Genomic DNA, 25,064 nt, shown 5'->3' on the forward strand with positions numbered 1-25,064 from the left:
TAAAATCCCTCGGGGTTTATCCCTGTACGAGTTCGATTCTCGTCCCGGGCACCAAGTAAAATCAAGGGGCTGTCCCAAATTGGGCGGCCCCTTTTTTGTCTGTGGAGATTTGCCCCGCTCTTCTCACAAACCGAGATGGATACAGATCCGCTTATATCCTGGACAGGATGTACATCTCACCCATGGTCCACTCACCCTTCTCCTCACGAATCCCGGCAGACTCACAAAACTCGACGTGGAAGGAGAATCTGTCGGCAAGCCTGTTGATATAATCCGACGAATGAGCGAAGCGACCGGACTGCCTCAACATATACTCTTCTTTCATATTGCAGAATTCAGTTGAAAACAGAACCCTGTCGCCTGCAGCTGTGCATTTATTCAGAGCATCGAAAAGAGGGGTAAGGTTCCCGAAATAAATGATAACATCGGTGAGCAGATAAAGCGCAAAGCGCTCCTCAACATTATTGAGGAATTCAACGAGGTCACCCTGGGACAGGGTGTCATAGACCTCCTTTGCTGCCGCCTTTTCAAGCATTTTTGCCGACAGATCCACCCCGGCCAGCCAACCGACGATGGGCCTGAACTGCATCCCGGACAAACCGGTGCCGCACCCGAGATCAAGGGCCTTTTCAAAATGTCCGGGAATGCCTGGGAGATTCAGCAGCGCCTGTTTCAGGCGGGCCGGAATCTCATATTTCATGGCAGTCAGACTCTTTTCAAAATTAAGGGCATAGCCGTCAAAAAGATTCTCCACATACTGCCTGGGCACCGAATGCGCCATCCTGCCCATCAACGCCGAAAGCATATGATTATCGGCTTCCAGGCTGTCAGCGGTGGCAAATGCGCGGCCATACGCCTCTATTGCCTGGTCAATTTCATTTCGTAAATGATGAATGAGTCCAAGCCCTCTTAAGATAACACCGTTTTGAGGATCTATTTTAAGGGCCAGTTTGAAAAACTGGATAGCCTCGTCAAGCTCGCCAAGATCCTTGGATACGATGCCGAGGTTGAAAAGAACATCCACATCCAGGGGATTAGCTTTAAGTGCGGCGCGAAGATGCCGGCCAGCCGCTTCATTTCTCCCCAGTTGACGCAGGATCGTCCCGAGATTATAGAGGGCATTGCCGTTTTCCGGATCGATCTCCAGGTTGCGGTTAAAACAGGAAACCGCCTCTTCGAGGCGCCCCTGGCCGTATCTAACCAGGCCAAGGTTATATGCTGCATGGGGATGTGAGTCGTTCAGCCGGAGACATTTTTCAAAAAAGCCTGCGGCCTGATCAAGCTGCCACAGCTCATACAAAATAATGCCGAGGCAATGATGCGCTTCGATATCTTCCCGGGCAAGGGCAACGACATCACCATAGGCCTGAGCCGCCTCCTGCAGATTGCCAAGTTCCTGCAGCGCCGCCCCCTTCTTCCTCAGAATCAAGAGATTTCCAGGATCATATTTAAGGGCTTCCGAATAGTGCCGGAGCGCTCCTTCAAGATCATCAAGACTGTGGCAGACAATACCAAGATTGAACAGAAGCTCGACATCATCCGGGGAAATCGCCATGGCCTGGCGATACAACGATGCGGCGTAACCAAACCTGCCTGCCTTATGGTGCGCCAGTCCGAGAAGAAACAGCTCATCCCGACTCTGTGGACGGAGTCGGCCAATTGCCGATCCGGACTTTCGATTCTTTTTCTTTTTTCCGTTCTTCATGTGTTCAGCCGTTTCTTAATCAACAAGGCCGGACAGTCACATGCCTGCCCAAACTATCTCCATTTAATGAAATCCATAAAAGGCTAGTAATTTAATAAAATACGATGCGCATGTCAAATTCCAGAGGGGATAACCGGTCATTTTTCAGCACAATCGACCTCAAAGGCGACGCGAAGGAAATCGGTCCGGGTATGTCACCATGCGCCTTATGCTTATTAAATTCCATTGTAATCAGGAAAAATTACCCCAGTACCTTGAAGTCACCAGTCACTAACACTGGTTGCGGGTGCATCGGAAATACATTATATGTTATCTTCATTTTTCAGTGTAAATTTGATGTCTATTCCATGAAGGAATTCATTTCCTGCTGAATTAATTCACTCCCCCCGTGTGTGGTTATGAATAAACACGACTCAAGAAACAGAAACCACAGCGCGGGATATCCCGAATCAACCGCCGATCTGCAAAGCCTCTTCACCGAGGCGTTGTCACAGCATCAAGCCGGCAATTATCCGGAAGCTGAACAGCTGTATAATCGCGTCCTTGCGCAGATCCCTGAAAACATCAATCTGCTCTGCAACCTGGGCGCCCTCTACAGAGAGATGAAAGATCCGGCATCCGCAGTAACCTGCCTGCAACAGGCCAGGGCCATTGATCCTGAAAATCCCATAGTCAACCTCAATCTCGGTGCGACCCTCGAGGAATATAACGATATGCAAGGTGCATTAAATTGCTATCGAAAAGCACTGCGAACCGATCCTAATGACCCAAGAATTCTGAACAATCTTGGCAAAGCTCTGTATCTGCAGGGGAAGACTGAGGAAGCACTGAACTATCTCAACCGGGCGGTGATGATCGCTCCGGATTATCCTCTGGCGCAGAATAATCTGGGCGTGCTGCTCTGCGCCCTGGGGCGTACATCCGAAGCCATTGATTGCTTCAAACAATCCCTGGCGACAAATCCCCAAGACAGCGCAACCCTCTATAACCTGGCAGGTGCGCTGAATACGGCAGGCAACGAGACTGAAGCTGAATCCTTTTACCAACAGGCTCTTGCCGCTGATCAGCACAATGCCGCGGCCCGCCATATGCTCGCGGCGATCAGTGGCACTCCAACGCACAAGGCGCCCGCTGACTACGTGGTGGACACCTTTGACCGGTATGCCGCCCATTTCGACTATCAGCTGACTGAAAAACTCGGATATCAGGTGCCGGGAATACTGAAAGATGCCTTGATACAAACCATCGGCGACACACGCTTTGCACATGGCCTTGATCTCGGCTGCGGCACCGGCCTTTCCGGTCTTGCCTTTCGTGGTCTGACCAAGACCCTCTCCGGGGTTGATCTGTCCGAACGAATGCTGGAAAAAGCCGAATCCAAAAATATCTACGACAAACTCTACAAAGACGACCTCATCTCTTTTCTTGAAAAAACAGAAGACAAATTCGATCTTTTCATCGCAACGGACGTTTTTATATATATCGGTGACCTGCTGCGGATTTTTAAAACGATCAGGGAAAGAGCGGCAAGCTCTGCTTATCTTGCCTTTTCCATTGAGACGGCGGGCGAGGTTCGGGATTATGAACTGCGATCTTCAGGAAGATATGCACAGTCGGCGGATTATATTCACCGACTTGCAGCTGAGTGCGGATTTACCGTTGCAGCTGACCAGGAGCAGAATATCCGCAAGGAACAGGGTCAGTGGATCAACGGCAGAATATTTATCCTCAAGATTGCCTGAAAACAGCAAACCTCGCAATAACCTGTGGTTATATTCTGCACGCTTGAAAAAAACACTTCTATGGGGTAACTATTTTGCTAATCATTTCATGTCAACCCATCACGATAATAAAGGATACAATCCACCAGTGAAATCTTACCCAATATCCCGCATGAAACGCCTGTGTTTCATTTTAATGACCATGATCTTCACAGGAGCAGCCGGTGCAGATGAAGCGTATGCGAATCAGCAGCACTCATCTTTCCTGATCTTTTCCGCAACCGCTTACTCATTTCAGGATGGACAGGAACCCTCCCGGGCTGAAGATCTGGCCCGCAACCGGGCGATAAGTTTCGGGCTGGAAAATTGCCGGCAATATCTCAAGGATGCCGGACTTACCGAAAAAGACTATGAATTTCTTCCCGGCGAGGATGGGAAATTGCTGAGGATACTCGACTCGTCCCGGATTGATGCAAACCGGACAGGAAAACAGCTTGCCGGTATTCGAATTATCGGCGAAGTGCAATTACGCACCAATGCTTCCGTGGTTCAATCGGCAAAGGGGCCGCTGCAGGTCAGTGTATCGGGCAAAAAAGACCAATACAGAAAAGACGATGAAATCATCTTCACCATCCAGGGTAATAAAGGATTTTACGGAAATCTGATTAATCAGAATGCAACCGGCGAGATTATTCAACTGCTTCCCAATCGGCTGAAAAAAACAGTCTATTTTGAAGAAACAAGGCCACATTTATTCCCTGACCAAAAAAGAGGCGAGACTTTTCACCTGATTGTTGACGAGCCATACGGTAACGAAAAAATATTCCTGTTTGCCAGCACCGAGGAATTTGAACCGCTGCTTGACAGATATAAGGGTGTGTTTGGGACGATAAAGGAAAGCATGAACTCGGTACGGGATACATTGACCGCACATCTGGTCAAAACTTTACAGGCTCATGATGCACGGGTTACTTTTTACTGTCTGCCCTTATCAATAGCTGAAATGGAATTCAGCACAGCCCCATGACCAGGTCGGATTTACGGCTTACCTTAAAAAACGGGCCTCATAGATGTTAGAAAAACTCGGTAAATATGAAATAATCGGCGAACTGGGCAAGGGCGCCATGGGAACGGTTTACAAAGGCACTGATCCGATGATCGGCCGGACTGTTGCCATAAAGACAATCAACAAAAGCGCCCTTGAATCCGAAGCCGCAGGTGAGATGATTGCCCGTTTCAAACAGGAAGCCCAGTCTGCCGGCCGTTTGAGCCATCCCAATATTGTGGTGATATATGATTACGGCGAAGAAGGCGATATCGCCTTTATTTCCATGGGGTATGTGGAAGGCCGGGAGTTGAAATCCTATTTTGACAAAAACGAGCTTTTTTCCCTGCAGGGCATCGTCAATATAATGAACCAGCTTCTCGATGCCCTGGCATTTGCCCACCAGCAGGGGATAATCCACCGGGACATCAAGCCCAGCAATATCATGGTCAAGGAAAACGGCCATATCATGATTACCGATTTCGGCATCGCCCGCATCGAATCCTCGGAACTCACCCAGATCGGCACCACCATGGGGACCCCAAATTACATGAGTCCGGAGCAATGCATGGGCCAGAGGGTTGACGGCCGGGCTGACATCTTTTCCGCAGGGGTCATCCTCTATCAATTGCTCACCGGGGAAAAGCCTTTTGCCGGCGGCTCCCTTGCCTCGATCTATCATAAGATTCTGAATATCGACCCAATCCCGCCGTCGGATCTGAACCTGCACATTCCCCGATCATTTGATGCGGTTATTGCCAAGAGCCTTGCAAAACGACCCGAAGACCGCTTTCAGACCGCCACCGAATTTGCCGAAGCAATTAAACAGGCCGCTACTGCCACTGACACGAAAGGCGCCAGCGCCTCGGTATTCGGCAATTCAATGAGCAGCGGCGGCTCTGATGATGCCACCAGGGTTGACGGCGCAGGTCCAAATCAAAGCCCTGTTGCGCCCCAGGCTCCACCGAAAAGGACTGATGCCACAGTAATTGACAAACTCATGGGCGAAATTCCCACTGCACCAACCGTTGCGACCAAGTCGAATAAGGGCCTGTTTATAGGTATTGCAGTTTTCTTATTGCTTTGCATTGGTGGAGGAATCTTCTTCATATCCAATTCAGGGAAAGAACAACCGAAAACCGATCAGGCCAATACGGCTCTTTCCACAATAGCAGCAACCCAACCGCCCCTGCCGTCTACAGGACTTGTATCATTTACGACCTTGCCTCCGGAAATATCCGTTCACAGCCCCGAAAAAGGCAGGATCGGCACCACTCCACTGGAGCTTGAGCTTACGCCAGGAATATATGAATTCACCTTGAGTCGCGACGGTTATTATGATGTGGCGCTGGCGATTTCGGTAATTGATAAGGGGAATATTCCCATGAATATCAATATGCAAAAAAAATGATACCATCCGGAAGAGACAGATGCTAAATTATCGCTACTAATTATATAGCCGATTAGAGACAGATTACGCGTCCGTCTCGCGTTTTTTTTGCGAGACCGACAAAAAAATAATTTCTGTGTAAATTCTCCCTTTGATCAATAGGATAGACAAATAGCAGTTGAACCAGGAGGCCTTATGAAAACCGCAGTTATTTCTCTTTCTCTCTTGTTATTGCTGGGATCCACAGCAGTTGCCGAGGACTTGAACTTTCAAAGCACATCCGAAGGAATTATTCAGCAATTAAAAACAAAGAATAATGGCGGCAGCCAGGACGACTCCGGGATGGTTGAGATGCAGTCGGGCGAATCCATGTCGTTCCAGACAAACACCATCAAGGTGGTAGAAGACAAAGATTACGCCGAAGCGGTTCTGGACTCAGCCAAGAAAGAGGACTCCCGGGTTAACCTGAAAGTTGAGTTTGATATCAACTCCTTTGCCGTCCGTCCGGAATCATCTCAAATCCTCGTCGAACTTGCAAATGCCATGAAAAGCCAGGAACTTCAGGGACAGACCTTTACAATCAACGGTCATACAGATTCAGTGGGCAGCGAGGAATACAATCGGAACCTCAGCCTCAGCCGGGCAGAAACCATCAAGCAATTCCTTACTGCAAACGGCATTGAAGAAGCACGCATAAAAACCGCAGGCTTCGGGGAAGAAAATCCTCTTGTGGAAAACGACACACCTGAAAATCGTCAGTTGAACCGAAGGGTGGAGATTGTCGCCGAGTAAAAAAATCTACGCACAAAAAAATCAAGGGGCTGCCTCACTTTTGAGACAGCCCCTTTTATTATTTTCGAAATTACGAAGTCAAAACACAGAAGCCAGATGCCAGGGGATAACGAGGCGAGCAGATGTTACATCTTGAATACTTCTGCATTCAGACTCCTGGCTCCTGGATTCCGGGACAATTCGCAGAGCAAGCTGTAAAGTATTAGCCCCTCAAAAAGAATAATTATTCAATTGAAGTTAAACACCAGCGCCACAGAAAAGATTGTGTCCTTGTCTTCGAGGCTTGCCGGTACCGGCACGTTATCGTATCTGATTTCGTAACTTGCCTTGAGCGACATATAATCATTTACCGAAGAAGTAACTGCGGTAATGGATATTGCATTATAATTTTCACTGTTGTCAAAATCATACAGATATTCCAGGGACTGACTGAACTTATTCTTCTTGTTAAAATGATACTCATAGGCTGAAAAAAGCCTGCCCCGCAGGTAATTACTGTCCGTGCCGTCTCTGTAGTCTTCCATGACATAATCAAGACCACCCTCACCGTGGAGGAAATGTTCCGGTCCCAGGAGTACCTTATACCCGGCCGCAGGGCCTGCATAATACCGCGCATCGATTCCTGAGTAATTATCTTTGAGCCAACCACCAATTGCAGATGCATAGAACCGTTCAGTGATGGAATAATTGGCCCGGGCTTCAGTGGAATAATTTTCAGCGCTTCTGGTCCCTTCACTCTTGCTGTTTAAAGCAGCAATTTTCCAGGCACCGTCAATTTTTTCGGTAAACTTGTATTTAAATAGATTCTTGGCTGAAAAAGTTGACACCAGGGAATTTCCCCGCGTTTCAACATACGACAATTCCGCCTCATCACTCCATTTGCCCTCTTCCGCCTGGACATTAAAAGCAATGACCGATACGGCACATGCAAGGACAAGTATCCTTTTCACATTCATAACTGCCTCCTTATATTATTTTTTATAATCTGTCGATTAATCTGTGTCTGTCCAGAAACGAGGATATTTTAAAAGCATGACGCAGAGGCCGGAGTAAAATACCTTTTATGGACTGGCACTGATTGATGTATTTATACTACAGGTGCAGAATCCCGGATTTCACTGTATTCTGCAGATGAATTCCACTCTTTATTAAGAAGAATCGATAACAAAAGCAACTCCATAACCGGGTGCAACTTTTAACAATGTGATCACCTTTTCAAATAACAGTCAAATGAATTTCTAAAGACAATGCAAAAAAATCAAAACTGGTACACCTATATGGTCCGCTGCAATGACGGCACCTATTATACCGGCATTACCAATGATCTTGAGAAACGCCTGAAAGCACACAATGATGGATCCGGAGCAAAATACACCATGCCGCGTCGACCGGTGAAACTGGTGTATTGTGAAACATATCCCGACAGGTCCGAGGCGACTCAACGGGAAATCCAGCTCAAAAAGTTCACAAAAGCCCAAAAGGAGATATTGATAAGTGACGGAGATGCGTGATGAATGCAGACCCTGAATTCATATAAAAAAACGTCTTCACTCATCTTGTTTGAGTTTTTTTTTCAGTTCTATGCATACAACATTGCATACATTAAACATTAAAAATCATTAAGAACTCAGGAGTCTGCCTGACTCAAAGAATCGTTGCGAAAAATTGATTAGCCAGGGTAGATATTCATGGATATAATGCGGATAACATCGCTATTTAAAGAAAATCAAAGAAAAAATATGCCAATTCTGCAATTTTGCAGTATTTTAAATCTCAAGTCCGACATACACCTGGTAATGGCTCTCAAAACCCAGAACATCCAATCAATAAATAGATGATTTTAGCTTGATTTCTAATTCATAATCGTTATTATTATAATAATGCGTTTGCATCAGAATATAACTATTGTAATGATATAGTTAAACCATGCTGAAATCATCCTCTTGATTTGAGATATTTCAGCTAAAACAGAAAAGTTAGCAATGACCATCATTCAACTTATCTCCGCATTATTGGTTGGCGCCGGTACGATTTTCCTGGCGGCTTCAATAAAAAAAGGACTCCGTGTAAGGCGGCTTGCGCCGCACACTCATCAACAGTCCTGGTTGATTATTACCCTGCTGATGTTTTTCTTTGTTGCCTGCTATATTGCGTTTGTCACCCTTCTTGTCGCAGATATTCCTTTTCCGCTGGAATCCATCACCGGCCTGGTCTTTCTGGGCGGCGCCTTCTTCGTATTCCTGATTATTAATATGTCGGAAAGCACCATACATACAATCAATGAAAGCGAAAATCGCCTGCGGTTTGCCAACGATACACTTGAAACCCGCGTGTTGGAGCGGACCAAAGAAATTAATGCAACAAATACGACGCTCAACAAAGAAATCAAGGAACGCACCAGGGCTCAGAATGAGCTGAAAAACTCCTATTTTGAAATAGATCAATTAATCAATACCGCCGTTCACGGTATCAGGGTTATTGATACAGAATTTAACATGCTTCGAGTAAATCAGGCCTTTTTGGACTTGATCGGTTTCACAGGTCTACAGGAAGAAATCATCGGCAAGAAATGTTATGATATTTTTGCCGGAGTTTATTGCGGCACTGAAAACTGCCCCATGGAGTTTCTTCCAAAAACTAAAAAACGGCTGACCGTGGAGGTAGAAAAAAAACGGCTGGACGGTTCCATTGTTCCCTGCAGTCTGACTGCGGCGCCTTTTTTCAATCCTGAAGGTGAAATTATAGGAATCATTGAAGATTTCAACGATATCACAGTATACCGAGACGCCGTTCTTACCCAGAAGGTCGCCAAGGAGGCGGCCCAACGCGCAAGTCTTGCAAAAAGTGAATTCCTTGCCAATATGAGCCATGAAATCCGCACGCCGATGAACGGCATCATGGGTATGACCGGCCTTATTCTGCAAACCGATCTCAACCCCGAGCAGCGGGAATTCATGAAGATATTGGAGTCCTCCGCTGAATCACTGCTGGCAGTAATCAATGACATTCTGGATTTTTCCAAAATTGAGGCGGGTAAATTCCAGTTGCATGAAACTCCCTTTCGCCTGGCGGATACCGTGGAAAATGCAGCTCACGATTTTGCCGGGCCTGCTGCGGAAAAAAATATTGAGTTACTCTGCCGGGTAAAACCGAATGTCCCGGACCACCTGATCGGCGATCCCGGAAAGATCAGACAGATACTTGCCAATCTCATTGGCAATGCCATTAAATTCACTGAAAAAGGTGAAGTCATGGTCACTGCTGAACTCGATCAGGACTTAAATAATCATTCAATAATACAATTCATTGTCAGAGACACGGGTATCGGCATTCCTCAGGACAAGATCAATGATCTTTTTGACAGCTTCACTCAGGCCGACACCTCCAGCACAAGAAAATACGGCGGCACCGGTCTCGGTTTATCAATTGCCCGTCAGTTGGTGGCATTAATGGGTGGAAGGATTGGAATAGAAAGCGTTGAAGGAAAAGGAAGCACCTTTACTTTCACTCTCAGGCTTGGCAAACAGCCCGAACCGCAAGGTGTTGAAGATATCCAAGAAACCCCTGAATATTCAAAAAAAATACGCATCCTCCTGGCGGAGGATAATCTGGTAAACCAGAAGGTAGCCACCAACATCCTTACCAAACAAGGGTATGAGGTAACTACCGCGTCTAATGGCCTTGAGGCTCTCAAAGCATATAAGTCCGACACCTTCGATCTTATCCTTATGGATGTCCAGATGCCGGAAATGGATGGTTTTGAGGCCACCCGCAAAATACGTGATATGGAAAAAGAAACCGGGGCCAACATCCCGATCATTGCCCTCACCGCTCATGACATGGAAGGGTACAAAGACAAATGTATCGCCGCGGGCATGAATGATCATACTTCAAAACCGATACGAAAAGACTTATTGCTTAACGCCATCGAAAACGCCACCCGTACCGCTTAATCTCAACGCATAGAATTTCACAAACCCCGCAACCGTTTATTCTATTGACAAGGCCTTCGTAAATTGATTACCGTTTTGCCTTTTTCCTGGCAACCGAGCGAACAAACGTTCTTTTTAATCCTGAGAGCAATATTCTCTTTTCAGAAAGGGGAAAGAAGGAGCCTGACAGGTTTTTCATGGATAATGACAAGTTAATTATCGATCTTAATTATCGAAAGCAGATCATCAACGAACAGCTGGAAGCTAACGCCTTTGACAGCTATAAGATGTTCGATCTGCTTTCGGAAACCGTTCTCGACAAGCGAACGCTGCTGATGATCGAAATCCATGATCTCTATAAATCCATTAACCATACCCGGACCATGGTCGGAGCTGCGCGGCTTTTTCACTCGCTGCACTCCCCTTTGGATTCCATCGATATTATCCATGCCAAGCAGGAATCACTCATGGAGCTTGAGGCAAACCATAAACTCCGGGACGCGGTTCATGATCTGATCGAAAAATTCAGCGACCAGGAAAAGGACCTCTTTAAGCTTCTCAATGTCAATTATCTTCCCATCTTTCCCTACCGCACCCTGAAAAGAGCCGTCAAGGCAATGGAAACCTTGATCTCCTCCGTGGAAAATATACCGCAGCCGGAAACCATCTACCTTGATTCTCTTGTCAAGATTATCAAGAATTACGGCAAAACTGAAGAGAGCCGTCTGGTCAGCAAACCCACTTTCAGGACCTTTGACGGCATCAAAACCCGGGATGAAAAACATTTCTACACCCCGGCTTTACGGTTCAGACCGGGCTGGCTGAGCTTTGGAGCCATTGCGCCATCGATTCCGTTGATTCTGTCCCTTGGCGCGGGCATTTTCGGCTTTATTGACTATGCTGTTGCAAAATCCCTGGTGCTGCTTACCGGCGGCGGCGTTCTTCTCGGCGGAGTATATGCCTTTCTGCTGAAACCCTTTATCGACGACGAATTGGCCATTCTTCCCATTCGCCAGCGGCTTATCAGTTCAGATTATTTCACTTCGACAATAGAGGCGGTTGCCTGTCTTGATGAACTGCTGTCATTCATCGCTTTCCAGGAAGGCATTCCCCACGACACAGTGATTCCCGAGATCACCAACCAGGAAAGGCATTATTTTGTTGCCAAAGACCTGATGAATCCGATAATTGCCAAAAACGACAAAAATTATGTGGGTAATGACGTAAATCTCGACGGGGTCGGCCTCACCTTTATTACCGGCCCGAACAGCGGCGGCAAAACAACCTTCTGTAAAACCATTGCCCAGAACCAGCTCCTGGGCCAGATCGGCTCGCCGATTGTAGCAAGTTCCGCACAGATGAACGTTGCAGACAAAATCGTCTATCAGGCGCCGGCCTTTGATTCCTTAAGCGACCCCGAGGGCAGGTTCGGCACCGAGCTCAAACGCACCAGAGATATCTTCTTTGACGTAACCCCGAAGAGTCTGGCCATTCTTGATGAAATTGCCGAAGGCACCACAATGCACGAGAGGCTGCCGGTTTCTGCGGCAATTTTAAACGGTTTTTATGCAAAGGTAACCAACACGATTCTGGTCACCCATAACTATGAACTGGTTGAAATGTTTCAGGAGATGAACCGCGGCCAGGCCCTGCAGGTTGAATTCAAGGACAACAAACCAACCCACCGGATTATTCCGGGGATTTCCAGGGACAGCCATGCGGAAATCGTTGTGAAGAAACTCGGATTCACCCCGGAAGACATCCAGCAGCATCTCCGGAAAAACGGTTATATCTGATACTGAGCATTGAAACTATTATCAACTTAAACCCAAAAGGTTTTTTCTGTTATAATACGATCCATTGAGGCTTAAGTGCTTCGGCTGATCCGAACTGCTTCGCTGGTCGACACCCCTTTAAACCTCATTACAACAGCTATAAATTATTAAGGACTACAACTGAGCAATGATCCCAATTACCATCCATTCAGAAACCATCAAACTCGGGCAAATGCTCAAACTTGCAACTGCTGTTGAAAGCGGCTCCCATGCCAAAATCGTCATCCAGGGCGGCGAGGTCAAGGTCAACGGTGAAACCGAGACCCGCCGGGGCCGTCAGCTCCGGCACGGCGATCTGGTGCGCTTTGCCGGCATGGAATATACCGTGCAGCAGGCCAGCTAAGTCATCCACGCAATTTACTCTTTACCCCTGTTATGTTTTTTGGCATAATCCTGACTTCGTTAATCCACCCGGGTTTCCCCAATTTTTAATCCTGACAACTGCAAAGTGAGACAAGATGGATGAGAAGGAATTAAAAGAGTTTTACAAAAAAACCTTCAATACCGTGGCCACTGGATATGACAGTTCCGCCATGCGTTTTTTTACTGAGAGCGCCGGGAAGATCCCATCACACCTCAATCTCAAAGGTGATGAGCATGTCCTTGATGTGGCAACCGGCACCGGCAACATTGCCCTCTCCCTCTGTCAACACCTGCCAGAAGGACATGTCACAGGCATTGATTTATCAGAAGGCATGCTTGCTGAGGCTTTGAAAAAAATGCAGGAAGGGAATATCCGCAATGTCACCTTTCATGAAATGGATATGCAGGCAATTGATTTTCCGGACAGCTTCTTTGACCTTGGCGTCAGCGCCTTCAGTCTCTTCTTTGTCACAGACATGGAAAAACAGCTTCAGCATATTGCCCAGAAAATAAAAAAAGGCGGCCAAATCCTCATCACGACATTTTATGACGATTCCTTTTCACCCCTGGTGAATATTTTTTTTGCTGATCTGGAAAGATATGGCGTGCAGGTTCCGAATATCGCCTGGAAACGGGTGGCAACCAGGAAACAGTGCATGGACCTGTTCGGCAAGGCGGGTTTAAGCAATATCAGCTGCCACCAGGTGGAAAGCGGCTATTATCTCCAAAGCCCGTCCGACTGGTGGTACATCGTCTGGAACGGCGGCTTCCGCGGTCTGGTAAACCAGGTGGCTCCTCAGAACCAGGACAGATTCAAGAAAGAACATCTTGAGAAAATCGAAAAACTGGCAACCGATGACGGCCTCTGGCTTGAGATGAGTATTCTTTATACAATTGGTACACGCAACTAACTGCAATTATTTGAATTTGTGAAATATTCATTAAATCATTTCAGATCTCACTCACTCATATTCCGACCCTGTTTCCAATACCGCTAATGAAATCAGTAATGCGGAGCTCGAAAATATTTTAAAGCTTTTTTTCTGGAAATGAAAATACCCCGGACGGTTACAGGGCGTACGCGCGAGAAAGAGAGCAGCTCTATTTAACACCCTGAAAGGATTGGTTATTAAATAAGTTGCCCGTTTTTTTAGATGAAAGATCACTTTCGTTTGTGCCTCGACCATTGCACTCGCAAAAATACAATAGCGGTGAACGCAAAACCTGTTTGCGTTCACCGCATTAAAAAATCAGATGATAATCGCAATAGTCAGATCACTTTTCAAGTAAACAGAAACCAACATCGTCTCTACCATATGAATGAGCATTCGAGTGGTTGCTTCGAATAGTCTGATCATAGGCGTAAACTTCTACAACATAACCACACGGTACCATATCATCCACTATAAGTTTCCAGACTCTTCCAGGGCTAAAGGCCTCTGTGGTGCCTTTTGTCCAACTGCCGGAGGAGGAAGATACTGTTCCCGGGGTTAGCGGTGCAGGAGGTGATATACTTGCCGGAAGCGTACGCAACCTGAAACCGGCAAAGTGAGGATTATCGGTTGCCACGAATTTTCCTGTGATCTCAGCCGCCACTCCTTTGACAAATGTTTTGCACGCTCCACCATCCAGCGTGATTTCCGCCTTCGCCTCGATGTTATCCAGTAAAATCTTATACCATGGTGTATTTACGACCGTTAAATCTGGTTTTACCCGTTCAAGCATAATTTCCCACATGCCATTATTACTAGCTGATGCCCACCATCCAAGCATATCATCGTGGTTATTAAAGACATCCGAGTAGTTAACATAACCTGTCACAGGGTCTGGTGTTATTACTGTTGGCGGGTTTAAGCCTTTGGTAATCCAGAACTTGGTTTTCACGATTATTTCAGAGCTTGAGTCACCTGCTGGCCTCACTTTAAGACGGTACTTTCCGTCATTAAACTGTTTTCCGACTATAAACATAGTACCTCCGAAAGGACACGCGTTAGATCCAGCGCCCCAATAGTCAGCAAAGGACCCTTCCGGCATCATCTGTGCGCCTACTTTCGTCTTTCCATTGCCGATATAATCGATTTGGGCCACGGAAACACCGCCGATACGTTCAATCAGGGCTTTCGGGGCGGCAGGTCTGATCTGAACGTGGGTGTCCAGCCGATTGCCGTAATGTCGAAGATTGTTGGGATCGGTTGTTGATGGAGATTGATTCCATGAAAGCACGGCGCGGATACGGCCGATTTTAGGTTCTGAACAATGCTGTCGAATTTTATCCAAATCAACCGGCAGAAATGCAGTGTAATTGAGTCCGGCGGTGGGTATGTCGGGTAAGTCGTGGACGTTTACCTCAGCTGTGCCCAGATAAGTCCAGCTGCAGGTGTTATCCCAATCTGCCCAGAACGCCACGTACTCCATGCTGCCGGGTTTGCACAAACCGCTGCTGTAACCGGCAGATTTTTTGATTGTAAACGTCGCTTCAAGCCAATCGCGGTTCGGATCAAGGCCAATGCAATGAAGCTCTTCATAAGAAATATCAGCGGTAGTATTATCCAACAACTTAATTGCTTTTCCAAAGTCCAGTTTCAGATCATTCCATTCGGCAAGAGTCACGGAAGCTAATCCAGGGTCTGGAAGTGATGTTCCTGAAATCATTTTCAGAGCGGAATGACCAAAGCGGTGGGGCTCCACCTTTACTCCAGATTTCTTAATAAACTCCTTTGATGTATAGAGCTTTGCAACCTCCATAAACTCAACAGGCGGTGGACCCGGAATATCAATCGGTATTAACTCAGGCGGCTCAAGCTTACCCTCTAATATATCAATGTATTCGAGCTTAACGACATCGATAGGTATGACAGACAGCCAGGGTCTCGGTTTTATCTGTATATCCCGCTCCATTACATTGCCCCATGTTGGTGGCCAGTCGGGATTGCTATCAGGTGGTATTCGCTCCCATGAGAGAATGGCGCGTACCTTTGGTAATACCGGGGTAAGGCAATATTTCTTTTTCGGATCAATTTCAATAGACACAACATACGAGAGTGGCTTGTTCGGTTTTTTGGCGCAATCGGCAGCGTTGGGCAGATCCCACACCTTCACTCCCCCAAGGCCTGCGTCTTCCCAGCCAGCACCGCCACCATAATCGATATAGAAGCGGACATGCTCCATCGTTCCATCGCCACACTGGTTTCCGCCATAGCCGTAAGGCAGTTTAATCTGAACAGTCGCTGTTAAAATATTTGTGTCGGGGTTAAAACCGACACAGGTTATTTCCTCATATTTTGTTTTTTTAGACAGTATCGTTACAGAGTTATATCCGCTGTCAGGATAGTTTCCAAAATAGTTGGGGTTGCTTGAAAGCAGCGTTTTAAATTGCCTGCGTTCTAATTCAGAAACATGAAAGATGTGGCCAAGCCCAAGTGCTTCAGCGGTAACAGGGCCGACAATGCCATCGGCCTTCAGTTTGGCGCTTTTTTGATACTCAATCACCGCTTTTTCTGTTTTACTGCCGAAATCTCCATCAATTGACCCTGGGATAAAATCGAGTTCAATCAATCTTTTTTGAATTTTTTGAACCAAGTCGCCTTTTGCGCCACTTTTAATGTCCATAATTCTCTCCTTTTATTTTAAATGGTTAGGTCACGAAGTCAGTTCAAAATTCGTGGCCTCGGATTACAACTATTTTGTTCTGGCTTGCTGCATGTTTTCCTTTATCGTGATAATCATAATGATCTCATTGTATTACGTTCTTGCTAATGGCAAATAATTAAAGTTTCCAAACCAAAAAACTCAACTCCTGACAAGGCTTGGTTCTCAGGATGTTTTACCTTTCCGCACTAAATAGCCGATGCAAATAAGCGCAATAATGATAATCCAGAGGTATTTGAGATTAAAGCAGCAAGGCTTATCTCCGATGTCCAGGACATTGGCCATTGCCATTATTGTTCCGCCAAATTGCACTTTCAGATCGCGCGTCCCGTGAGTTGCCTCTTTATCCACGGTGAAGCGCAGGAGGTATGATTGGCCGGGGGAGTCGCCCTGCCCGCCCTGGTCCGGTTTTGTTTCTTCCACCGTAACCTCAACACCCTGCCCCAGGGAAACACGCAACTGGCTGGCAAACGTCGGGAGATTCACTACCTTGAATACAAACTTTCCGGATTTGCCGGGCGCGATTTTGAAAATATCTTTCCAATCAGGAATTATAATCCGAGGTTTATCGCGATCATCCTTGTCGCGGTCAGCCAGGTTGATAACTCCGGTAGCCCAGGCTTTAAAAGCTGATTTGTTGCCGAGGACATAGTCTTTTTTGATCATGTCAATATCTGTGCCCGGTTCATATTTCACATAAGGAGCCGGTCTTGAACTTTCGGTAACCTTAAAATTGACTTCGGCGCGAAGTTTCTGGGTGCGAAGTTTCCGGTCGCCAAGCAATTTTTGAAGATTCTTGTCACTCAAATCTATCAAAGCAGAATAAATACCGTCTTTTCCCTGATTATCAACGCCTATAGAACCGTCATCCTTCATGGGGACCACCGTGATGAGATCGCCTGCCATATACAGACTGACGTCAACGACAAGATCGGTAAGAGGATATCTGAAGGAAAGCTCCGCCCGCACCGGCAATCTATTTTCCTCGGTGAAATCCTCAAACCAGACCCGTCCTTTGAGTTCGCGGTTATCGGCATACGCGGCGATTTCAATTTTTTCATTGGGGAGCCCTGAACCGTCAATACCCGCGATATAATACTTCCAGGTACCCGGCTTGGGAGCGCTGACATCGACACCGTTGAAACGCCCCTTTTGGGCGACGTTATTGGGAGATGCTGATGTAAAGCTTGTGCCGCCCGGGTCTTCGAGATGGATTGTCAGTGATTTTGATGCATCGCCGACATGCAGAAATGCGTAAAATTGCAGCTCACGCGTTTTAGGCGGCACATCAAACTGCCCCCCCCAAATCTGTGTCTTGCCAAGAGTTACCTTTTTCTCCATTTTTCCCTTATAGGTAAAAATCGGCGTCTTACCGCGACCGGTGGAGAATTTCCTGGTCATAATCATTTTCAGTTCAGCCGCGTCGTCGCGTTCGGAAACAGCTGTTGTGGTCCCTGATGTCCCTGAGGCGATGGAGTCCATTGTCGTGGCATCGGCGTTGCCGAAAGAGAAGGTATGAATTTTAATGCCACGTTCATTTGCCCGGGTCACCTGATCCCAGAGGCTTGCGCCGGTGGTCTGGCGTCCGTCGGACATCAGATAGATTTCCGCGCCGCTTACGCCTGCCTCTCCATGCGTTGCAATAAGCTGGTCAATCGCGGTTTCAAGCACCAGGGCGATATTTGTCAACCCGGAAGCATTTCTGAAGCTTACGAAAGCTAAGTCATTTGTCTCGTCATAAACCGCATAGGGGAACAGTTCCTCAACACTGGCGTTGTAGAGATAGGTGCCGACAATATCCGCCGGCTCCGAGCTGTGATACAGAAACATGCCGGCTTCCTGGACAAATTGCGCCGCGGTTATGCCGTCAGTTGTGACACCCATGGAACCGGATCTGTCAAGCAGCAGCACGGTGCCGGGATGCGGCTCATCATCGCCGATAAAAACAATATCAACGGCATGGCGGACGCCCGGATCTGCAAAAATGCCTTCCGTATGAACCCCGGAAAGATCGGCATGTTCGGAAGGCATCAGACTCCATTCATCCTGGGCAAAGGGATTGGTAAAATAGTGGTGGGCGCGGTCAGGTCCGTCGTTGTCCGCATCGGCATCGCTCAATAATCCCGGGGTTAATACTTCTCCGGTAGTCGAACCGGGACCAGGCTGATCATAATCCACGACAATCCGGGCGTTTGTTGTATCGACATATAAATGCGGGAAGTTACTGGACATAACGGTGTTTGGGTCACCGGTTGTAACGTCAACCTGAAATGGAGCACTGCCGTCGATAGTTCCCTGGTAATACCCGCCGGACTTGGCATAACGGTCAGGTAACCGGTAAAAATAATGTCCCAGTTCATGGTGGACAATATCGTGAATGCAGGTCCGGTATCCCGAGTTCAACGACATCTGGGAATCTGAGTTTACCCATCCTGCTGTTGGAGCTGACGAGCCGCCCACACCGGTATTCCATTTGATATCGGCGCTGGTCCAGGCGCGGCCCTGATCCGAAACATAAACGCGTCGCAGATAATGCCCGCCTTCGGTTGCCGCATAAATGTAGTCGGCAAGTTTCTCGATGTCGCCTTCGATTTTTTCACGTCCGGTGCATGACCCTGTGCCTCCCGGGCATGAAGGCGGACTGTCGGGAGCACCGAGACTGCTGCGCCCCGCATTAGTCACATCGCAGGAGAACCCCCCCGGAAGTACGTCAGCTTCAGTAATCGTGTCGTCGAGACTCGCGCCTGCCACGTCAAGATTATCATACGAAATCCAGAGGGTTATTCCGCCATCGTTTGCGACAACCGCCGCCGAAGCGGGCTTTGGGAACAGCGCCAATCCTGCTGCCAGAAAAAGGACAACAGTACTCAATAAGACACTTCTGAAATAAAAAGTTTTCATTTCATGTCACCTCCTAATCGTTTTCACCAAAAGGTATCAAAAAGTCTGCAAGGCTGGACTTCGAGTAAAAATTCTTTCACTGTCAAAAAATTATTAACTTAATGAGATAGTTGAGATTATTACTGGCATTGAAGCATTGACATCATTCATCATAACCAATGATTGACACTTGACCTTAATACTCAAAGAAATATAAAGTCAACATTTTTTTGGATATAAAGCGTGTTAGGATATAAGAATATAATTAATTGAGAAAATAATGATATTGGACAAATTAGAGATGAAAAAATTGAGCTAATTTGGGTTAATTATTTTATTGGATTCAACGTATGCAACAACCTGACTCGTATATGCGCCTATCCTACACTTCCGTTGAATCAGCAAACAAAAAAGCCCCGGACATTGCCAGGGCCCAGAGAAAGAATAGCAATATTCAATCGAGCGTATCTTTATTCCATTCATTGCATCCAGGATGCCAACTGTTCATTGAGGAGATATTTTAAGATTATCTAAATGAAGCGCTTTATTATTACATCATTACAGATTATTTGCTGGACGAGATAATCCCTCTGCTGGTGGTGGGGACATCCGACAGCAGATTTCTATCCTTTCTACCAGTTCATCCACCTCAATGGGTTTTAAACAATAATCATATGCCCCGAACTCTATGCCTCGGATACCTGACTGCATGGACGCGTGGCCGGACAGTATAATCACCGGGATTTCTGGCCATTTCTGCTTTATCTCCTTGAGGAATAGCAGGCCATCTCTGTCCGGCAACATGACATCCAAGACAACCACATCCACCCCGCCAATATCGAGAAACCGGGAAGCATTAAGACAATTGCCGGCGCATTTAACCAGATAACCCCGCCTGAGAAGACTTTTCCGGGTGGCCTCCAGAAAATCTGCCTCATCATCAACCAGCAGGATGTTAATTATCTTTCTCATTGCCTTTCTCCTCATCATGCGCTTTATCCATAATGTTTGCGAGGTCTGCCATTATCTTCCGCTTGTAACGATCCAAGATGGCCTCCTCACCCAGGACCATATCGATCTGGCGTGTATGAATGAGCAGATACCCGAGTAATGCCAGTCGGTCTTTGAGATATGCCGCCGGATATTTTTCAAGGCGGGCCGTAAGTGCGTCTCTTATCAAGTCGACCCGGAAACCATACAATCGGAGAATCTCAGCCAGAAGAGTAACTCGCACCAGTCGGCGTCTTTCATCGGCTGCCCCCCCTTTGAACTGGAAACTGATATAATTCTCAGTAAGAAATTCCCCAAGATTTGCCTCGACAAGCGCAAAATGATAGCCAAGCCGGACACTCAAATTGCAGAAATTCCTTGAAACAAGAAAATAATTCCTGCCGCCCATGCTGGCACCTACAGCCGGCTCCAGACGCGGGTCCATGGTTGACTGCAAAATAATTGACCCGAAGCCCCTCAGGTTAACAGGCGGGGGGCCTTCCCACGGGACAGCCACCATGCCGCGCCAGACAGCATGCATGGGTTCGGATTGAATATCATCAAGACTTACGTATTTACTTTCTGGTTGGACATTTTCACTGAAACCATCGTCAAGGTTGATCACCCACCACTGGAAGGGCGTCTTGACAACCAGTTGTTTTGCCGAACGCTTGTCAAATCGATATTTCATCCCGAATTGAAATATTTCCTGTACCGCTTTTTCATGACAGAAACGAGTTATGTCATGAAGCGTCCGGCAGTATGACGGGGCGAATTGAACCGCTTTGGGATCAGTCAGATTCAGTGGGGAAATCTCCTGCAAAACTCTTTGTAAAATCTTGTAAACCGGGCTGCCAACCATGAGTTTGACTGCCGGCTGACTCCGGGCGATACGCTCAGCATCCTTTCCCCGGCAGATAACATTTTCAATAGCATCTACCGTAAGGATTTCACCATCATTATATGTGGAAAAAGCATCTTCCACTCCAAAAATAGCCGGGACTCCAAATTCACGGGCAACCGTTGCCAGATGGGCGGCCGCCTCCCCGGCAGCACTGATTATGGCCACCGCATGACTCACCAAGACCGCCCAGTCGGAATGGGGATAACGCACAAGGAGCACGGCTCCTCTGGGAAACTGCAGCAGATCGACCTGAGACTCCACCTTAAAAACCGGCCCTGAAGCAATTCCCCGGCTGACCGCTATTCCACCTGGACAGATGGCGGCATCTGTATTCTGGTCATCTCCGGCAGAAGCAAGGGCGGTAGCCTGAAAAGTTTCGGAATCGAGAGGGCGGCTCTGCAGAATGACCAGTTTCCCTTCGGAATCAAAAGACCACTCAATATCCTGAGGGCCACCAAAATGTTTTTCAAGCAGCAGCGTGGCTTGTGCCAGTTCCTGAATTTGTTCATCTGACAAAAGAAAGACGCCCTCTGTCTGCCGGTTATCCGGCGTATTCGTTACTCCAGGGCTTTTGAATACAATTGGAAATGGTTGCTGGCGATTCAAATGATAAACATCGCACGGCGCTTCACCTTCCACAACGTTTGCCGCAGTCCCGGCAACAGCATAGATATGCATCAGATTGCTGCCGGCATTTGAATAGGAAACGCCGCTGACTGTTGCATCGATCATCATCAGGCATCCGACGCACATTACGATATCCTGATGCCTGTACCCCCGCCGCAGACGATAGACAAGGGCCTGACTTTTATACTTGCCGGCGAGTATCTCCTTGTAGGTATGGCCCAGGAAGTCGGGATGCACGTCGAGTTGCGTCCTGTATTGGCCGGCAAAGGAAGTGTTGACAAGGTCCTCGCCTGAGGCGCTTGATCGCATGGAGACAAGAATTTCCCGGCCTTGCCGCACCGCAAGCTGATAATAGGCTTGATTAATCTGACTATCGAGATCTTCAGGCATCCTGGAATTGACAATAAGATTCTGAACAGCGGCACTGACCGTGAAAAGATCTTCAAGATCGTCCTCGTTCAACTGCTTGAGACGACGGTTGATTTCATCCTGAAGATTATTCGTTGTGATGAAATGCCGGGCTGCTTCAGCGGTAATCACAAAGCCGTCTGGTGTGTTCAACCCGAGATGCTTGCGGATTTCACCGAGATTTGCCATCTTTTCGCCGACGGCATCAACGGAATGCCGGTCAATCTCCGACAGGGGGAGAACAAAGGGCTGAATCAGATCGGAAAATATGGGCCTGCTGGCAATGGTGTTTTCGATTCGTAATGATATTTCCTTGAAACGTGGAATAATACTCTCATATCTTCCGTCAGCAAGTTCCACGAGATTTATGACCATTTTATAGACATTTGCCGTTAGAGCGGTACAATTCCCGCGGACAAAAGCCATGCCGAAAGAGCGTCCGGAATTAAGGGTCTGCTCCATCTCAGCCATTAATTTCAGGGCATTATTATTGGCGGTAAGCAGGGATCGAAATACCTTGAAATGTTGTTGAAAGGTCGCCTGGAGATCGACAGGATCTAATCCCGGTCCTCCGCGAAAGAGCTGTATGATATATTTTACAAAGCTATGCATGGCTTTGGTACTGTTCTCATTCGGTGCGAATATGGAGTATCAGACACATCATTTGATGACTTTTAATCCCTCCTGAAAAAAATTGCATGTTTTCAGACAAAAAAAGCGCCACAAGGTGGAAGAGGAGTATCTGAGCCCTGTGGCGCTTAATTGAAACTTGGCTGAATGAGACGCGGCAAGGGAGAGCAGTCTTCTATAACTGCAAAACCGCTTTCAACCAGGCATCAATGTTCCAACTTCAATCCCCAGCCCTCGAACATGAAAAGAATGGAAAAACCGAACCATAATGTATAAATGACATACCCCACCAGGGAAACAACCACAATTGCCGCTTTATCCTTAATGCTCTCGGCCGGAATGCCGTAGTAATTATAGGCCGGCTCCACTCCCCTGGTCTGCGACTTGTTAATAATCTTGGCTTCTTTGAACATCTTCTGTTTATTGAAGTCCTTTTCCGCAGCCTTGAGGGCATACCACCAGTCATACATAACCTGCTTTGCTTCTAAACCGTATTTTGCGGCAAATGCCTGCCCGTCATTAGCAAACGCCATATCGGCATCATTGAGAATATTTTCAAGCATCAGGCCAAGACCACCTTCCACTTTGACATTTACGTCATCAACCGCAACCCGAGCATCGCCTGCCTTAAAAAGCTTGGCATACCGTTTGGCCTGCTCGGGGCTGCCGGCTTTTATGTTCAAGGTGACCTGCTGGCCCTTGTACTGTTGCGCCTCTTTCACCACGCCCGGAATGTAATAAGCTGATTTCTTTGAAATGGTATTATACAGATTGTCCATATAATTCAGGATGTTCTGACCGGCAAAGAGTGGCGACATGCCGATGGCGAATACTATCCAGAAACCGATAAACAGCAGCAGGCCGCCGCCGAATTCTTTCTTGTTGGCAATCATGCGTGCACCCCCTCACCCTTCAGTGTTTTTATATTCATCAGAAAAGTACCAATTACCCAGATCGCAAAAATTGAGATGACCACGAAAAAGAGATAGACGCCAATCTGTTCCAGAATTTTTCCGGTATTGTCGGATATGGTAATGACATCCATTTTGCCAAGCTTGGCGGGCAGGGCGAAGACCCGATTGACAAACCCGGCAAGTACCGCCGTGGCGTAAAAACCCCGGATAGTGGTGCCGGGAACAACCTTGGTCACCAGCGAACCGATCTGAATTCCGAGCAGTGAGCCAAGCAGCATGCCGATGGCCAGGGTATAAAAGATGAACCCATAGATGGCGTACTGACCAAGACCTGCATACCCGGCGGTAAAGATAATCTGGAAGATGTCGGTGCCAACCGTGGTTGCCGAGGAAACACCAAGGCCGTACACGAAAATCGGGAAGGTGAGAAAGCCGCCGCCGACACCCATGATGGCTGCGGCGAGGCCTACAATGGCACCGCTGATCACCAGAAAAATTGCCGAGATCTTGCGGCCGCCCGGCACCACGCCCTGGTCGAAATGCAGCATGGGCGGAATGTTGACGGACTGAATTTTCTGGGCCAGGCCGGTCATTGATTCACCGCCTGCATCAACATCGCCGGTTTTTGCAGCCTTTGCGGCAGACTTTCTTGCCGACAGGCAATCAGCCAGGGAATAAAACCCCAGAAAACCCAGCATGATCACATAGACTGTGGTAATAAAGGCATCGCTTAAAACAGGGTTCAATTCATAGAGAGTGCGATTGATATAGCCGCCCAGAGTGGCCCCGCCGATGGAGCCGATCAGAAAGGTCCCTGCCAGCGATACAGAGATGTTGCCGAGTTTACGATGCAGGACACTGCCCATAATCGCCTTGGCAAAAATATGAAACAGGTCGGTGCCCACCGCCAGAATTCCTTTTACGCCTGCGCTCATCAGGGCCGGGGCAATTATAAAACCACCGCCCGCTCCGATACAGCCGGTGATGAGCCCTGCACAAAGGCCGACACCGATGGAAGCAAAGAAGATGGTATTCGTGTAAAATGCCGGGCTATAGGCCTTTTTACCGCCCAGAACATCCGGCAGGGCGATGGCGATTTCTTCCGCAAATGCGATGCCACCCAAAACAATCGGGATCAGCAGCAGCCCTAAAATCATCAGACGTCGGCGACTCTGCAATATCCGCCGGGACGTGTCCAGGTCCCAGGCAGCATAGGCCTGCGCCCCAGACATCATCATCTCATATAACTGTTTTCCCATCTTCATCTTTTGTTTTCCTCC

Annotated in this window: 17 protein-coding genes; 9 read left to right on the plus strand and 8 right to left on the minus strand. The window is 47.5% G+C overall.

Features of this window, described 5'->3' with window-relative positions; genetic code table 11:
* Positions 1–151: 151 nt before the first annotated feature.
* Entirely contained in the window at positions 152–1,705 is a 1,554-nt protein-coding gene (locus KKE17_09045; GenBank protein ID MBU1710134.1) for a tetratricopeptide repeat protein, read from the minus strand.
* Positions 1,706–2,103: 398 nt separating this feature from the next.
* Here KKE17_09045 and KKE17_09050 point away from each other — a divergent pair, with 398 nt between their 5' ends.
* From KKE17_09050 to KKE17_09065, 4 genes are all read left to right on the plus strand, one after another.
* Positions 2,104–3,447, plus strand: coding sequence for a tetratricopeptide repeat protein (locus tag KKE17_09050; GenBank protein MBU1710135.1), 1,344 nt, complete (start codon positions 2,104–2,106; stop codon positions 3,445–3,447).
* A gap of 127 nt (positions 3,448–3,574) precedes the next feature.
* Entirely contained in the window at positions 3,575–4,453 is an 879-nt protein-coding gene (locus tag KKE17_09055; protein ID MBU1710136.1) for a DUF4384 domain-containing protein, read from the plus strand.
* Positions 4,454–4,496: 43 nt separating this feature from the next.
* Entirely contained in the window at positions 4,497–5,882 is a 1,386-nt protein-coding gene (locus KKE17_09060; GenBank protein ID MBU1710137.1) for a protein kinase, read from the plus strand.
* 174 nt (positions 5,883–6,056) lie between these two features.
* Entirely contained in the window at positions 6,057–6,653 is a 597-nt protein-coding gene (locus KKE17_09065) for an OmpA family protein (GenBank protein MBU1710138.1), read from the plus strand.
* Positions 6,654–6,880: 227 nt separating this feature from the next.
* Here the strand turns inward: KKE17_09065 and KKE17_09070 are convergent, their stop codons facing one another.
* Positions 6,881–7,609: a DUF481 domain-containing protein gene (locus tag KKE17_09070; protein MBU1710139.1), complete on the minus strand. Its 729-nt coding sequence runs from the start codon at positions 7,607–7,609 to the stop codon at positions 6,881–6,883.
* 291 nt (positions 7,610–7,900) lie between these two features.
* On the opposite strand from KKE17_09070, the gene KKE17_09075 reads away from it, so the two are divergent.
* The 5 genes from KKE17_09075 to KKE17_09095 all read left to right on the plus strand — a co-directional run bounded on the left by KKE17_09075 (position 7,901) and on the right by KKE17_09095 (position 13,694).
* Entirely contained in the window at positions 7,901–8,164 is a 264-nt protein-coding gene (locus tag KKE17_09075; protein MBU1710140.1) for a GIY-YIG nuclease family protein, read from the plus strand.
* Positions 8,165–8,635: 471 nt separating this feature from the next.
* Positions 8,636–10,606 (plus strand): response regulator, encoded by a 1,971-nt coding sequence (locus KKE17_09080; protein ID MBU1710141.1) that lies wholly within the window; start codon positions 8,636–8,638, stop codon positions 10,604–10,606.
* Between the two features lie 176 nt (positions 10,607–10,782).
* A complete protein-coding gene (locus tag KKE17_09085; protein MBU1710142.1) occupies positions 10,783–12,381 on the plus strand; it encodes a DNA mismatch repair protein MutS in 1,599 nt (532 codons plus the stop codon).
* Positions 12,382–12,547: 166 nt separating this feature from the next.
* Positions 12,548–12,763: an RNA-binding S4 domain-containing protein gene (locus KKE17_09090; GenBank protein MBU1710143.1), complete on the plus strand. Its 216-nt coding sequence runs from the start codon at positions 12,548–12,550 to the stop codon at positions 12,761–12,763.
* 115 nt (positions 12,764–12,878) lie between these two features.
* Entirely contained in the window at positions 12,879–13,694 is an 816-nt protein-coding gene (locus KKE17_09095; protein MBU1710144.1) for a methyltransferase domain-containing protein, read from the plus strand.
* Positions 13,695–14,058: 364 nt separating this feature from the next.
* Here the strand turns inward: KKE17_09095 and KKE17_09100 are convergent, their stop codons facing one another.
* The 6 genes from KKE17_09100 to KKE17_09125 all read right to left on the minus strand — a co-directional run bounded on the left by KKE17_09100 (position 14,059) and on the right by KKE17_09125 (position 25,049).
* Positions 14,059–16,392 carry a peptidoglycan-binding protein gene (locus KKE17_09100; protein MBU1710145.1) on the minus strand — a complete coding sequence of 778 codons (2,334 nt, stop codon included), beginning with the start codon at positions 16,390–16,392 and terminating at the stop codon, positions 14,059–14,061.
* A gap of 204 nt (positions 16,393–16,596) precedes the next feature.
* Positions 16,597–19,332 (minus strand): VWA domain-containing protein, encoded by a 2,736-nt coding sequence (locus KKE17_09105; GenBank protein MBU1710146.1) that lies wholly within the window; start codon positions 19,330–19,332, stop codon positions 16,597–16,599.
* A 537-nt stretch (positions 19,333–19,869) separates the two neighbouring features.
* Positions 19,870–20,283, minus strand: a complete 414-nt coding sequence (locus tag KKE17_09110) for a response regulator (protein ID MBU1710147.1) — start codon at positions 20,281–20,283, stop codon at positions 19,870–19,872.
* Positions 20,267–22,852, minus strand: coding sequence for a pyruvate, water dikinase (locus KKE17_09115; GenBank protein ID MBU1710148.1), 2,586 nt, complete (start codon positions 22,850–22,852; stop codon positions 20,267–20,269). The genes KKE17_09110 and KKE17_09115 overlap by 17 nt, the downstream gene beginning before the upstream one ends.
* A gap of 224 nt (positions 22,853–23,076) precedes the next feature.
* On the minus strand, positions 23,077–23,763 hold the full coding sequence (locus KKE17_09120) for a hypothetical protein (protein MBU1710149.1): 687 nt from the start codon (positions 23,761–23,763) through the stop codon (positions 23,077–23,079).
* Positions 23,760–25,049 (minus strand): sulfite exporter TauE/SafE family protein, encoded by a 1,290-nt coding sequence (locus KKE17_09125; protein MBU1710150.1) that lies wholly within the window; start codon positions 25,047–25,049, stop codon positions 23,760–23,762. The genes KKE17_09120 and KKE17_09125 overlap by 4 nt, the downstream gene beginning before the upstream one ends.
* Positions 25,050–25,064 lie beyond the last annotated feature (15 nt).

The sequence above is a fragment of the Pseudomonadota bacterium genome, assembly GCA_018823135.1.
Lineage (GTDB): Bacteria > Desulfobacterota > Desulfobulbia > Desulfobulbales > CALZHT01 > JAHJJF01.